This window comes from Leclercia sp. UBA2479 (genome assembly GCF_002341985.1).
Taxonomy (GTDB): domain Bacteria; phylum Pseudomonadota; class Gammaproteobacteria; order Enterobacterales; family Enterobacteriaceae; genus Enterobacter; species Enterobacter pneumoniae.
In genome coordinates this window covers 1-13,876 of record NZ_DDPB01000006.1, presented here as the reverse complement: position 1 = coordinate 13,876, position 13,876 = coordinate 1, and the positions used below count along the sequence as shown (strand labels likewise).

The window sequence follows — 13,876 nt, the reverse complement described above, 5'->3', positions numbered from 1 at the left end:
TTGCGGCTGACAAAAAAGGCTTAGTAACCGTTGATGAGAAAATCGAGCGCATCACGCAATGACGCCCGGTTTTGCGTAAGATCGGCGACACACCTGCCCAACTCTGTTGGTGAAATGCCTGCCATCATGTGCATCATGACCACACAGGGCTTACCCGCTATCTCTACGACAGGGCACACTTTCGCAGGTGGCTGAACGCCTCGAAGATGGCTAAGTTCAACGGCGGGGGCGACCAGAAGGTGCTTCATCACATTGGCCACGGGATGCTGCATATTGATTAGCCAGGGATATGCCGTTTTACCCCTACCTTCATTCTCATAAGCAAAATATTGCTTCATCAGAAAGATCTCTGAAAGTCACTAAAGGAGCCGTTTTCCTCTACCCACTGGTTAATAGCCTCGATAGAGGCTTTATTTTCTTCTAACCACGCGGCGCGCTGATGCACACGAAACTGCTCCTGAAGTGCAGCCGTGAGTACAGCGGAGAGATTAAGATTAAGACGTCGCGCCTCTTCAAGAATTTCTGGTGCTAAAGACACATTAACTGATTTTTTATTGCCAGAAGTAGTGCGCATGAGAACCCCCATCGAAATGCGCATGAATTGGCGAAGTGTAGCGTAATAAACAACCATTTTCTATTCCCTTAAAATCATAAGGTTTTAAGCGTAAATGGCGCTTTAAAAGGTGTCACGCCTCGCAACATGGTTTTACGAGGCGCTTTCAGAGATTAATACTCATCCCGCTCATCATCTTCGTCCGGCTGCTCCATCACGCTATACGCCACCGCGCAGAAGAGCGAATTGAGACGCTTCATATCCCCCAGCAGGCCCAGGTGCAGGGAGCTGGTTTCGATGCTTTGCACGTTCTGCTGATGCAGACGCTCGACGTGAGCGTGGGAATAACGGCGGTTAAGAATGCGGAAACGGTGCTTGTTACGGCGCAGGCGGCGGGCGCTGGGCACATCTCCGGAGAAGAAGACCGACATGGCCAGCTTCAGGTTACTCACCAGCTGTTCGTGTAACGCTTCCAGCTCTTGTAACCCTTCAAGGGAGAATGCGCGACGGGCCGCCAGCGATTTGTCGGCGATTTCACTGCCCATGCGTTCCACAATATCGGATGCCTGCTCAAGGTTAAGCGACATTTCGATAATCTCCGCCCAGCGGCGGGACTCCTCTTCCGCCAGTTCGTCCTGCGGCATGCGAGCCAGATAGAGCTTGATAGCGGTGTAGAGCACGTTGATATCGTCGGCCAGTTTACGCAGCGCTTTCTCTTCCCGCGGTTCGCCACGCATCACTTTTTGCAGCCCATCGAGCATGGTTTCCATGGCATCGCCCATCCGCAACGTCTCGCGGGCAGCATTGGCCAGCGCCAGCGCTGGCGTATCCAGCGCGGAGGTATCCAGGTGCTTGGGTTTGAGGCGCGAATCCAGCTCGGGCTCGTCGCGGATCATCCGTTTGCAGAAGCGCGCCATCGGCCCGGCGAAAGGCACCATCGCCAGGCAGCGCACCAGGTTGTAGAAGACGTGGAAGTAGATCACCAGCTCTGCCTTCGGCAGCTGCAGGTTATCCATCAGGTTTGCCAGCGGGTGAACAAACGGCAGGATGATCAAACTGCCCACCAGCTTAAACAGCAGGCTGCCCAGCGCCACGCGGCGGGCAGCGGCATTGGCGGCGCTGTTGTTGAGCATCGCCAGCAGGCCGGAGCCAAGGTTAGCGCCAATCACCAGACAGAGCGCCACCGGGAAAGAGATGGCGCCGGCGGCCGTTAACGTCGCCGTCAGTAGCACCGCCGCCAGGCTGGAGTAGCTGACGATGGCAAAGACCGCGCCAATGAGCGCATCCAGCATGATATCGCCGGTCAGGGAGGCAAAGATGACCTGCACACCGTTGGCCTGGGTGATCGGCGTAACGGCCTGCACAATCAGCTCCAGCGCCAGCAGGATCAGACCGAGGCCAATCCCCACGCGCCCGAGTTGCCCGGCGCGGGTCTGCTTACGCCCCAGAAAGAAGATAACGCCGATAAAAATCAGCAGCGGCGAGAGCCAGGAGAGATCGAATGTCAGGACACGCGCCATCAGCGCGGTACCCACATCGGCACCGAGCACGATCACCAGCGCAGGGGTCAACGCCACCAGGTCCTGCGCCACAAAGGAGGTGACCAGCATAGTCGTAGCATTACTGCTTTGCACCAAAGCAGTCACGCCAATGCCCGCGCAAAAGGCGAGCGGCTTCTTCTCAACGCTTCGGCTAAGAACAGTACGTAAACGTGCGCCGAACACGCGCATCACACCGGTACGGACAATATGGGTACCCCATACCAGCAGCGCCACTGCAGAGAGCAGGTGTAACAGAGTCAGCACGGAAGTGGTTTCTCCTTATCGTTAATTCATCCTTACTCCAGTATAAGGGTTTAAATGTAAGAAAGAGAAAGGGCGCCCGATGAGCGCCCTGTTAGTTGTAAGGAAAGGTGACGTGAGTTCTGGCACAGCCAGATCAGGCACAGGGCGTCCCGAGTGAGGCAGCCCTGCTGCGAGCGGGCAGGTTAATCGGCATCGTAACCGAGGTTAGGTGCTAACCAGCGCTCCACTTCCGACACGCTCATCCCTTTGCGTCGGGCATAGTCTTCAATCTGATCGCGCTGAAGCTGCGCCACCGCGAAGTATTTACTGTCGGGATGGCTGAAGTACCAGCCGGAAACGGACGCGCCAGGCCACATGGCGAAGGACTCAGTAAGCTTCATTCCGGTATGGGCCTCTACGTCCAGTAATTTCCAGATGGTGCCCTTTTCAGTGTGTTCCGGACAGGCCGGATAGCCCGGCGCCGGACGGATACCCTGGTAGTTTTCGCGGATCAGATCCTCGTTGCTGAGGTTCTCGTTCGCCGCATAGCCCCAGTGCACTTTACGCACGCGCTCGTGCAGATACTCTGCAAAGGCCTCCGCCAGACGGTCGGCGATCGCTTTCACCATGATTTTGTTGTAATCATCATGCTGCGCGTCAAACGCGTCTGCCAGCGCATCCTCTTCCAGGCCGCCGGTTACGGCGAAGGCGCCGATGTAATCTGCTTTTCCGGAAAGCTTCGGCGCCACGAAATCGGCGAGGCAGTAGTTGGCAAAGCCGATTTTCTCGGTTTGCTGACGCAGATGGCGACTGACGGCCAGCACCTGGGTACGGGTTTCATCCCGATAAATTTCCACGTCGTCGCCCACGCGGTTGGCCGGGAACAGGCCCACTACGCCGCGCGGATTAAGGGTTTTCTCCGCACTCAGGGTATCGAGCATGTCGTTGGCATCTTTGAACAGGCGCTTCGCCTCTTCCCCCACGACCTCGTCTTCGAGGATGCGCGGGTACTTGCCCGCCAGCGACCAGGTCATAAAGAACGGCGTCCAGTCGATGTAATTACGCAGCGTTTCGATGCTGGCGGTAACCGCCTGCACGCCCAGACGGTGTGCCACCGGCGGCGTATAGGCAGACCAGTCAAACGCCAGATCGTTTTCCCGTGCCGCCTGCAGCGTGACCGGCGGCGTGCGTGGTTTTTTACGGCCATGCTGGATGCGCACGGTTTCGTACTCTTTACGGGTACGCGCGACAAAGTCATCGCGCTGAGTTTCGGAGAGCAGCGCGGAGACAACGCCCACGGTGCGCGAGGCGTTCTGCACGTATACCGTCGGCCCGCTGTAGTTCTGCTCGATTTTCACCGCCGTGTGCGCTTTTGAGGTGGTGGCTCCGCCAATCAGCAGCGGAATGGTAAAGCCCTGCCGCTCCATCTCCTTCGCCACGTTGACCATCTCGTCCAGCGACGGGGTAATCAGCCCGGAGAGGCCAATCAGGTCGGCGTTCTCTTCCCGCGCGGTTTTGAGGATTTTCTCCGCCGGGACCATGACGCCGAGGTCGATAATCTCGTAGTTGTTGCACTGCAAAACCACGCCGACGATATTCTTGCCGATGTCGTGCACGTCGCCTTTTACCGTGGCGATGACCATTTTGCCGTTGCTGGAGCCTTTCTCTTTGCTGGCTTCGATGTACGGCTCAAGGTAGGCCACCGCCTGTTTCATTACGCGTGCGGATTTCACCACCTGCGGCAGGAACATTTTGCCCTCGCCGAAGAGATCGCCCACCACGTTCATGCCGTCCATCAGCGGGCCTTCAATCACCTCTATCGGGCGCGCAGCCTGCTGGCGGGCCTCTTCGGTATCGATTTCAATAAATTCGGTAATGCCCTTGACCAGTGAATACTCCAGACGCTTTTTCACGTCCCAGGCGCGCCATTCGGCCTGCTGAACATTGACTGCGTCATCAGATTTACTGCCGCGGTATTTCTCCGCCAGCTCCAGCATACGCTCGGTGGCGTCGTCGCGGCGGTTAAGGATCACATCCTCTACCGCGTCGCGCAGTTCGGCGGGCAGGTCGTCGTAAATCGCCAGCTGTCCGGCGTTGACGATGCCCATGTCCATGCCGTTGCGGATGGCATAGTAGAGGAACACGGCGTGAATGGCCTCACGTACCGGGTCGTTACCGCGGAACGAGAACGAGACGTTCGATACGCCACCGGAGATCAGCGCGTGCGGCAGCTCGCGTTTGATGTCTTCACAGGCGCCAATAAAGTCCTGTGCGTAGTTGTTATGCTCTTCAATGCCGGTTGCCACGGCAAAGATATTCGGGTCGAAGATGATGTCTTCCGGCGGGAAACCCACCTCTTCGGTCAAAATCTTGTATGCGCGGCGGCAGATCTCAATCTTGCGTTCGCGGGTATCGGCCTGGCCGACTTCGTCAAAGGCCATCACCACCACGGCGGCGCCGTAACGACGCACCTGCTTCGCATGGTGGATAAAACTCTCAACCCCCTCTTTCATCGAAATCGAGTTAACGATGCCTTTGCCCTGGATACACTTCAGCCCTTTTTCGATGACATCCCATTTGGAGGAGTCGATCATGATCGGCACGCGGGCGATGTCCGGCTCACCGGCAATCAGATTCAGGAAGCGCACCATCGCCGCTTCGGCGTCGAGCATCCCCTCATCCATATTGATGTCGATGATCTGCGCACCGCTCTCTACCTGCTGACGCGCTACGTCCAGCGCTTCGCTGTACTTCTCTTCTTTGATCAGGCGTTTGAACTTCGCGGAACCGGTCACGTTAGTACGTTCCCCGACGTTCACAAACAGGCTGTCGTCGCCGATGGTCAACGGCTCAAGGCCGGAGAGGCGGCAGGCAACCGGGATGTCCGGCAGCTTGCGCGGCGGCAGCCCGGCTACCGCGTTACTCATGGCGGCGATGTGCTCCGGTGTGGTACCGCAGCAGCCGCCGACGATATTCAGGAAGCCAGACTCGGCCCACTCGCGGATTTGTGCCGCCATGGTGTCGGCATCCAGATCGTATTCACCGAAGGCGTTTGGCAGCCCGGCGTTCGGGTGCGCGGTGACGTAGCACTCTGCGATGCGGGACAGCTCCTGCACGTACTGGCGCAGTTCGTCCGGCCCCAGGGCGCAGTTCAGGCCGAAGGTGAGCGCGTCGGCGTGGCGCAGGGAGTTGTAAAATGCTTCGGTGGTCTGCCCGGAGAGGGTACGCCCGGAGGCGTCGGTGATAGTGCCGGAAATCATGATCGGCAGATCCACGCCCAGCGTCTCGAACTCCTCTTTGACAGCGTAAATCGCGGCTTTCGCGTTCAGGGTGTCGAAAACGGTTTCAATCAGAATCAGATCGGAACCGCCCTCCACCAGCGCACGGGTCGATTCACGGTAGGCAGCCACCAGTTGATCGAAACTGATATTGCGAAACGCCGGGTCGTTAACATCCGGAGAGATGGAGGCGGTGCGGTTTGTCGGCCCCAGTACGCCGGCAACGTAGCGCGGTTTTTCTGGCGTGCGGGCGGTCCACTCATCGGCGCAGGCGCGCGCCAGCTTTGCCGCCTCGTAGTTGATCTCCGCCGACAGGGATTCCATCTCATAATCCGCCATGGCGATAGTGGTCGAGTTAAAGGTGTTCGTCTCAACGATATCGGCACCCGCCTCGAAATAGGCGTAATGGATAGCTGCGATGATCTCAGGCTTACTCAGCACCAGCAGATCGTTGTTACCTTTCAGATCGCAGGGCCAGTCGGCGAAGCGCTCGCCGCGGAAATCCTCTTCACTCAGACGATAGCTCTGGATCATGGTGCCCATGCCGCCATCCAGCACCAGAATGCGTTCATTTAACTGCGCGCGCAGTTGATCTACTTTGCTACTCACACTCGCTCCCGACTACGCTCAACAAGGCCATAAGGCTGCATTCCATACTGGCATAATCTTGCAGGGTGGAAAAGTCACACAGCGGTAACATGAGACAAGTTCAGCATCACACCTCCGACCAGCAATGAAAGCGGTTGCAAAAGCAGCAAATAAAACGAAAATGATTTCCACGATACAGAAAAAGGAGCCCATCATGGTCGCTACCGTTCCCGCCAAACGCGGCAGAAAACCTGCTGCCAACGCCGCACCGCAAAGTGGGCAAGTTCAGTCATTGACCCGTGGGTTAAAACTGCTGGAGTGGATTGCCGAATCACACAGTAGCGTCGCGCTGACCGAGCTGGCACAGCAGGCTGGCCTGCCGAACTCCACGACGCACCGCCTGCTCACCACCATGCAGCAGTTGGGCTTTGTGCGTCAGGTCGGTGAGCTGGGCCACTGGGCAGTGGGCGCGCACGCGTTTATCGTGGGCAGCAGCTTTTTGCAGACGCGCAATCTGCTGGCCATCGTCCACCCTATCCTGCGTAAACTGATGGAAGAGTCTGGCGAGACGGTGAACCTGGCGGTGCTGGACCAGAGCGATCATCAGGCGATTATTATCGACCAGGTGCAGTGTACGCAGCTGATGCGTATGTCAGCCCCCATTGGCGGTAAACTGCCGATGCACGCCTCGGGTGCAGGGAAGGCGTTTCTGTCTCAGTTGAGCGAAGAGCAGGTGACGGGGCTGTTGCACCGCAAAGGGCTGCACGCTTATACCCATGCCACGCTGGTCTCTCCCGTGCACCTGAAAGAGGACCTGGCCCTGACCCGCAAGCGCGGTTACTCCTTTGATGACGAAGAGCATGCGCTGGGTCTGCGCTGTCTGGCGGCCTGTATTTTTGACGAGCACCGCGAGCCGTTTGCGGCCATCTCTATCTCCGGCCCCATTTCGCGCATGACCGACGATCGGGTGACCGAGCTGGGGGCGCTGGTCATCAAAGCCGCGAAAGAGGTGACGCTGGCCTATGGAGGGGTGCGCTGAATGAGCAATTTAAAAGCGTACTGGCAGGATAAATATCCTCAGGCTTTTTGCTGGTCTTTCGGCGATTCACCCGAAATGGCCGATGAGCTGGCCGCCCTGGTCGTCGCCGGGAAGAAGCGCGGCACCTGCGGCTCGTTAGCCAGTTATCAGCAAGAGCTGCCACCCGTCACGCCCGGCGCCATGCATATTGTACTCAACGGTAAAGGCGATGCCGTCTGCGTCATTCGCACCATGGCGCTTCGAATCATACGCTTTAACGAAATGAGCCCTGAACTGGCGGCCCTGGAAGGCGAAGGCGATCTCAGCCTGGCTTACTGGCAATCGGCCCACCAGGCCTTCTTCGAGCGCGAAGGCAGCTGGTCGCCGGAGATGGAGCTGGTTTATGAAGAGTTCACCGTCGTCGAGACCGCCGAAACGCCGTAACGAATACAAAACCGTTGGCGGCGGCGGTAGGCGTAAACATCCTCGACATGCCCCTGTTTAATACGTAACTGCAAACCGCGCCAGTAATCGGCGCGGAACAGGTCGGCGTGCATCTCTTCAAATAGCGGCCCGATGCGCGGGTCAGCGCATAACCAGTGACGAAACTCCTCCGGGAAGACATCCCCTGGCGAGACGCTGTACCAGGGTTCACTGGCCAGCTCATCTTCGGGATAGCGCGGCGGCGGGATATCGCGGAAATTCACCTCCGTCATGTAGCAAATTTCATCGTAATCGTAGAACACCACCCTTCCGTGACGGGTGACGCCGAAGTTTTTGAAGAGCATATCGCCAGGAAAGATATTGGCTGCCGCCAGCTGCCGAATGGCATTGCCGTACTCTTCAATGGCATCGCGCAGCGCCTGCCCTTCTACCTGCTCCAGCCAGATATTGAGCGGCACCATACGCCGCTCAATATAAAGATGGCTGATGGCAATCTGATCGCCAAGATCGGTGATTTTGCCGGAGGCCTCCTGCAACAGAAGCGCCATCAGAGCCGGGTCTATCTGCCGCTTATCCAGAACAAAATTTTCAAACTCCTGGGTATCGGCCATCCGCCCCACGCGGTCATGCTCTTTAACCAGCTGATAGCAGGCGCGGACATGCGCAGCGGTCATCTCCTTTTGCGGCGCGAACTGATCTTTAATGACTTTAAAAACCCGATCAAATCCCGGCAGGGTAAAGACCAGCATCACCATGCCACGAATCCCGGGCGCCTCAATAAATCGCTCATCCGCGCGGCTGACGTACTGTACATACTCGCGGTAGCTTTCCGTTTTGCCGTGCTTCTGACAGCCAATCGCCATATACAGCTCGGCCGTGGTTTTACCCGGCAGGAGCTCGCGCAGCCACTCTACCAGGGCCGCAGGCAACGGTGCGTACACCATGAAATAGGAGCGGGCGAAGCCAAACACGATGCTGGCTTCGGCATGGGTGGTCAGGCAGGTATCGATAAACAGCTCGCCCGCATCGCTACGATGAATGGGCAACAGCAACGGGACCGTGGCGGAGGGCATGACCAGCTTCCCCACCAGCCAGGCGGCCTTATTGCGATAAAAGAGTTCGTTCGCCACCTGTAAATGGCTCTGCCTGAGTATCGCGTCGCCGAACGATTCACGCAGATGCGCATGGATAAACCCGATATCGCGCGATTTATCCTGCCAGGGTAAACGCAGTGGCAAATCACTTAATACCCGGTGGAGCAGCGCTTCCCAGCCATTATCGGGCCAAAAATCTTTCGCCAGCGGGCGCGGGATGGTGCGAAATCGGCGCTCTGGCTGAGAGCTGAAAATAAATAACCGCTCAGGCGATAACGAGCGGTGGTCAAATAACCGGCAATAGACGGAGTTGAAAAAGCTCTCCGCAATCTCGAAGCGCGGGTAATCCGGTAATAGCTGGGTATAGTACGCCTTCACGCATAGCAGGAAGGCCTCATCGGTGCTTTTGCCCTCGGTAATACAGTGCAACTGCTCTACCACCAGGCCGACGTGATGATCGTAAAGGTGGATGCGCTGCTTCATGGCCTGTTGCACGGCATGCCAGTCGGCATTTTCAAAGCGCTGCTGGGCACCGGCGGTCACTTCCAGAAAACGGCCGTACTGGGCGTCGAAGCCCTGCAGAATGGTTTGTGCAATCAGTAATTCCAGGCCACGCGACATAACGTTCTCCAGTGCCCCTCACCCTCTTCTCATGGAGAGAGGGTGAGGGGAAAATATCAGAACTGGGCTTCTTCGGTTGACCCCGTTAACGCGGTCACGGAGGAGGTTCCACCCTGGATGATGGTGGTGACGTTATCGAAGTAGCCTGTTCCCACCTCCTGTTGATGTGAAACGAAGGTGTAACCCTCTTTACCCGCTGCAAATTCAGGCTGCTGCACTTTTTCAACATAGTGCTTCATGCCCTCTCCCTGTGCGTAAGCATGCGCCAGGTCGAACATGTTGAACCACATGCTATGAATACCCGCCAGGGTGATGAACTGGTATTTGTAGCCCATATCAGAGAGCTGCTGCTGGAAGCTGGCGATGGTTTTATCGTCGAGATTTTTCTGCCAGTTAAAGGATGGGGAGCAGTTATAGGCCAGCAGTTTGCCCGGGTACTTCGCGTGGATGGCGTCGGCAAAGCGTTTCGCTAGCGCCAGGTCTGGCGTGGAGGTTTCGCACCACACCAGGTCAGCATAGGGGGCGTAGGCCAGACCACGGCTAATAGCCTGCTCAATGCCGGCATGGGTGCGGTAGAACCCCTCGCGGGTGCGCTCGCCGGTGATAAATTCGCTGTCGTAGGGGTCGCAATCCGAGGTGATCAGATCTGCCGCATCTGCGTCAGTTCGGGCGATGACCAGCGTTGGTACGCCCAGCACGTCCGCTGCCAGACGAGCCGCAACCAATTTCTGAATGGCTTCCTGCGTGGGAACCAGTACCTTGCCCCCCATATGGCCACACTTCTTCACCGAGGCGAGCTGATCTTCAAAGTGAACGGCCGCTGCACCGGCTTCAATCATCGATTTCATCAATTCGAAGGCGTTAAGTACACCACCAAACCCGGCTTCCGCATCGGCAACGATCGGCAGGAAGTAATCTACAAAACGGGGATCGTTAGGCTCAATCCCGGCCGCCCACTGGATCTGATCCGCCCGACGGAAGCTATTGTTGATCCGATCCACCACCGAAGGGACAGAGTTCGCCGGGTAGAGCGATTGATCCGGATACATGCTTGAGGCCAGGTTAGCATCTGCTGCCACCTGCCAGCCGGAGAGATAGACCGCCTCAATCCCGGCTTTTGCCTGCTGCAGCGCCTGGCCGCCGGTTAACGCGCCGAGGCTATTGATATAACCTTTTTTGGCGCCCCCGTGCAGCAGCTTCCACATTTTTGCCGCGCCATGCTGAGCAAGCGTGCACTCCGGGTTGACCGAGCCGCGTAATTTCACCACTTCCTCTGCGCTATACGGGCGACAGATGCCTTCCCAGCGCGGTTGGGTCCACTCTTTTTGTAATTCTTCGATTTGTTGGGTACGGGTTTTCATGTGCAGATGCTCCATATTATATTCCTGGCTTCCCAGGCGTTATCAGTGAAGACAGTTTGGCCATGGGAGCAGCGCAGAAACCGGCGCGTACTTATAGTACGGGAGGGTTTTGAGCACTGCCCCGCGCCAAAATGGCGAACAAAATAGCCCGGGCCTTTACGCCAGCAGGCGATAGCCTGGCAGGGTGAGGAAGTCGATTAAGTCATCTGATGTCGTGATTTGCTCCATCAGGCGGGCGGCGTCGGCAAAACGTCCGCTGCTGAAACGGTGTTCTCCCAGCTCTTCCTGAATGTTTTGCATCTCTTCTGCCAGCATCTGGCGGAACAGGGATTTGGTTACCGGCTTGCCGTTGCTGAGTGTTTTTTGATGATGAATCCACTGCCAGATGGACGTGCGCGATATTTCCGCCGTGGCCGCATCTTCCATCAGACCGTAGATGGGCACGCAGCCATTGCCGGAGATCCAGGCTTCGATGTACTGCACGGCGACACGGATGTTGGCACGCATCCCCTCTTCCGTACGCTCGCCGTCACTCGGCTCCAGCAATTGGCTGGCGATGACTGGCGCATCATCGGCGCGGGTAACATGCAGCTGGTTTGGATTGTCTCCGAGGATGCGACTGAAGACCTCCATCGCGGTGTCAGCCAGGCCCGGGTGTGCCACCCAGGTGCCATCGTGGCCGTTACGCGCTTCCAGCTCTTTATCTGCCTTCACTTTGGTCAGCACCTGGTTGTTACGTTCGGCATCTTTGCTCGGAATAAAGGCCGCCATGCCGCCCATGGCAAACGCGCCGCGTCTGTGACAGGTTTTGATCAGCAGGCGTGAATAGGCACTGAGGAACGCTTTATCCATGGTTACTACCTGACGATCCGGTAAGACGCGGTCGGGGTAGTTTTTCAGGGTTTTGATATAGCTAAAGATGTAATCCCAGCGTCCACAGTTCAGCCCGACGATGTGATCGCGCAGGGCGTGAAGGATTTCATCCATCTGGAAGACGGCCGGCAGCGTCTCAATAAGCAGCGTGGCTTTGATGGTACCGCGCGGCAAATTGACGCGATCCTCGGCATAACTGAAGACTTCGCTCCACCAGGCGGCTTCTTGCCATGACTGAGTTTTTGGCAGATAGAAGTAAGGGCCGCTGCCTTTGGCCAGCAGGCTTTTGTGGTTATGGAAAAAGTAGAGTGCGAAATCAAACAGGCTGCCCGGAATCCCTTCCCCACGCCAGGTGACATGTTTTTCCGGCAGATGCAGGCCGCGAACGCGGCAGATCAATACTGCCGGGTTAGGCTTGAGCTGGTAAATTTTCCCGGCTCCGTTGGTATAGCTGATGGTGCCGTTTACGGCATCGCGCAGATTGATCTGTCCCTCGATTACTTTACGCCAGTCCGGTGCCAGTGAGTCTTCAAAATCTGCCATAAAGACTTTGACGTTAGCGTTCATGGCATTGATCACCATTTTACGTTCAACCGGTCCGGTGATCTCTACACGGCGATCCTGCAAATCAGCAGGAATGCCGCGAATTTGCCAGTCACTTTCACGAATGGAAGCTGTTTCCGAAATAAAGTCAGGCAACCTGCCATTATCAATCTCTTGCTGCTGCTGGATGCGCGCAGCCAGCAGTTTGTTGCGCTTTGGCGTAAAGCGCGTCACCAGCTCAGTCAGGAACTCGACCGCCTCTGACGTCAAAATTTGTTGCTCCCGCTCGCTATACGGCTGAGTAAACGCCAGTTCAGCGTCTGTGGTTGCCTGTTGAGTCATTGTGTTGCCCCTCTTCAAAGATCCAAAAACAGTTTCCCAATGCGCGCGAAAGATCGTTGTTCGGTTTTCGCTCAGCAAAGATAAGACTATCTATAATTTTCTTAAAATCAAAAACAATTTCCATTTTAATTTAAAATGACATTTAAGCCTTTGATTAGACTGTTTTTTAAAAAATATCTGAAGGTGAGCGGTATTTCGGAAATAAAAAAGGCACCCGAAGGTGCCTGATAAAGAGTGCTGAAACGCTTTAGGATCGTTTCGGGCAGGAGATTACTCCAGCGTTGGATTCATGTGGCGCAGATCGTATGGCGTGATCTGGTAGACGTAATAGTTGAGCCAGTTGGTAAACAGCAAATTCCCGTGGCTGCGCCAGGATGCTCTCGGCGTGTTCTGCGGATCATTTTTTGGAAAATAGTTGTACGGCAACTCAGGCGACAAACCGGCTTCCACGTCGCGGAAATATTCACCCGCCAGCGTATCGGGATCATACTCCGGATGGCCGGTAACAAACGCGATTCGCTTATCTTTACTGGCAAACAGATAGGCATCACCGTCTTCAGTCTCTGCCAGGATGTCGAGATCCGTGTAATCACGAATGAGCGCCGCCGGGAAGTCGGCATAACGGGAATGGGGCGCCAGGAAGGTGTCATCGAACCCACGCGTCAGCAGTGCGTGGGGATGAAGAATATGGTGTTCATAAACGCCAGACAGCTTTTCGCTACGGGTTTGCTTCGGTATACCGTAGAGAATATTCAGCGCGGCTTGTACTGCCCAACAGACAAAAAGCGTTGAAGTGACATGATCCTTTGCCCATTCAAGCACTTGCTTGATCTGCGGCCAGTACGCAACGTCATTAAATTCCACCAGGCCGAGCGGGGCTCCCGTGACAATCAGGCCATCGAAGTTATCGTTGCGGATATCGTCGAAATTACAATAAAAGTTATTGAGGTGTTCTGATGGTGTATTGCGAGACTCTCGCGCATCGATACGAAGCAACTGGATATCGACCTGCAGCGGCGAGTTGGAGAGCAGGCGAAGAAACTGATTTTCAGTCTCGATTTTTTTCGGCATCAGGTTGAGGATAAGAACCTTCAGAGGACGAATTTCCTGACCTGTAGCACGTGAAGCCGTCATAACAAAGACGTTCTCATCACGCAAGAAATTGACGGCTGGTAGCTCGTCCTGCACCCGAATTGGCATAACCTTACATCCTCAAAGCATACGTATAAACGTTTAGACATCCAGATAGCTGACAATAACCAGGAATCGCCGAAATGTCGAGTCAGGGATGGGAAAGGTGAGAAAGTTTCAAGGAAGGTAAATGGTAGGATCGGATGGGTTATAAAATGGATAAGATTGCAAAGCAAAAAACCCCGC

The 13,876-nt window shown here is 56.1% G+C and carries 10 protein-coding genes; 2 read left to right on the top strand and 8 right to left on the bottom strand.

Annotated features, from left to right (window positions below; genetic code table 11):
- Positions 1–20 precede the first annotated feature (20 nt).
- From B3B59_RS04985 to metH, 4 genes are all read right to left on the bottom strand, one after another.
- Complete coding sequence (locus tag B3B59_RS04985; RefSeq protein ID WP_040077647.1) at positions 21–338, bottom strand: CcdB family protein; 318 nt, start codon at positions 336–338, stop codon at positions 21–23.
- A complete protein-coding gene (locus tag B3B59_RS04980; protein ID WP_046885555.1) occupies positions 338–631 on the bottom strand; it encodes a type II toxin-antitoxin system CcdA family antitoxin in 294 nt (97 codons plus the stop codon). The genes B3B59_RS04985 and B3B59_RS04980 overlap by 1 nt, the downstream gene beginning before the upstream one ends.
- Positions 632–726: 95 nt before the next feature.
- Positions 727–2,358 carry a Na/Pi cotransporter family protein gene (locus B3B59_RS04975; protein ID WP_286808254.1) on the bottom strand — a complete coding sequence of 544 codons (1,632 nt, stop codon included), beginning with the start codon at positions 2,356–2,358 and terminating at the stop codon, positions 727–729.
- Between the two features lie 182 nt (positions 2,359–2,540).
- Complete coding sequence (metH, locus tag B3B59_RS04970) at positions 2,541–6,224, bottom strand: methionine synthase (RefSeq protein WP_286808252.1); 3,684 nt, start codon at positions 6,222–6,224, stop codon at positions 2,541–2,543.
- A gap of 193 nt (positions 6,225–6,417) precedes the next feature.
- Here metH and iclR point away from each other — a divergent pair, with 193 nt between their 5' ends.
- Together iclR and B3B59_RS04960 are read left to right on the top strand one after the other, a co-directional pair.
- Entirely contained in the window at positions 6,418–7,242 is an 825-nt protein-coding gene (gene iclR / locus B3B59_RS04965; RefSeq protein ID WP_154298839.1) for a glyoxylate bypass operon transcriptional repressor IclR, read from the top strand.
- Positions 7,243–7,665, top strand: coding sequence for an ASCH domain-containing protein (locus B3B59_RS04960; RefSeq protein ID WP_046885558.1), 423 nt, complete (start codon positions 7,243–7,245; stop codon positions 7,663–7,665).
- Here B3B59_RS04960 and aceK read toward each other — a convergent pair.
- The 4 genes from aceK to metA form a co-directional block, all read right to left on the bottom strand.
- The gene (aceK, locus tag B3B59_RS04955; RefSeq protein WP_286808251.1) at positions 7,623–9,380 is read right to left on the bottom strand and encodes a bifunctional isocitrate dehydrogenase kinase/phosphatase; all 1,758 of its coding nucleotides are present in this window, start codon (positions 9,378–9,380) and stop codon (positions 7,623–7,625) included. The two genes, B3B59_RS04960 and aceK, sit on opposite strands and share 43 nt — an antisense overlap.
- 56 nt (positions 9,381–9,436) lie before the next feature.
- Positions 9,437–10,741 (bottom strand): isocitrate lyase, encoded by a 1,305-nt coding sequence (gene aceA, locus B3B59_RS04950; protein WP_040078628.1) that lies wholly within the window; start codon positions 10,739–10,741, stop codon positions 9,437–9,439.
- Positions 10,742–10,897: 156 nt separating this feature from the next.
- The gene (gene aceB, locus B3B59_RS04945) at positions 10,898–12,499 is read right to left on the bottom strand and encodes a malate synthase A (RefSeq protein WP_286808249.1); all 1,602 of its coding nucleotides are present in this window, start codon (positions 12,497–12,499) and stop codon (positions 10,898–10,900) included.
- A gap of 270 nt (positions 12,500–12,769) precedes the next feature.
- Entirely contained in the window at positions 12,770–13,699 is a 930-nt protein-coding gene (gene metA, locus B3B59_RS04940; protein WP_040077655.1) for a homoserine O-acetyltransferase MetA, read from the bottom strand.
- Positions 13,700–13,876: the final 177 nt, after the last annotated feature.

Bases quoted from the DNA above. Each gene is read 5' to 3' on its own strand.
- B3B59_RS04980 (WP_046885555.1), bottom strand. From the start codon at position 631: ATGGTTGTTTATTACGCTACACTTCGCCAATTCATGCGCATTTCGATG.
- B3B59_RS04985 (WP_040077647.1), bottom strand. From the start codon at position 338: ATGAAGCAATATTTTGCTTATGAGAATGAAGGTAGGGGTAAAACGGCA.
- metA (WP_040077655.1), bottom strand. From the start codon at position 13,699: ATGCCAATTCGGGTGCAGGACGAGCTACCAGCCGTCAATTTCTTGCGT.
- aceB (WP_286808249.1), bottom strand. From the start codon at position 12,499: ATGACTCAACAGGCAACCACAGACGCTGAACTGGCGTTTACTCAGCCG.
- B3B59_RS04960 (WP_046885558.1), top strand. From the start codon at position 7,243: ATGAGCAATTTAAAAGCGTACTGGCAGGATAAATATCCTCAGGCTTTT.
- iclR (WP_154298839.1), top strand. From the start codon at position 6,418: ATGGTCGCTACCGTTCCCGCCAAACGCGGCAGAAAACCTGCTGCCAAC.
- aceA (WP_040078628.1), bottom strand. From the start codon at position 10,741: ATGAAAACCCGTACCCAACAAATCGAAGAATTACAAAAAGAGTGGACC.
- aceK (WP_286808251.1), bottom strand. From the start codon at position 9,380: ATGTCGCGTGGCCTGGAATTACTGATTGCACAAACCATTCTGCAGGGC.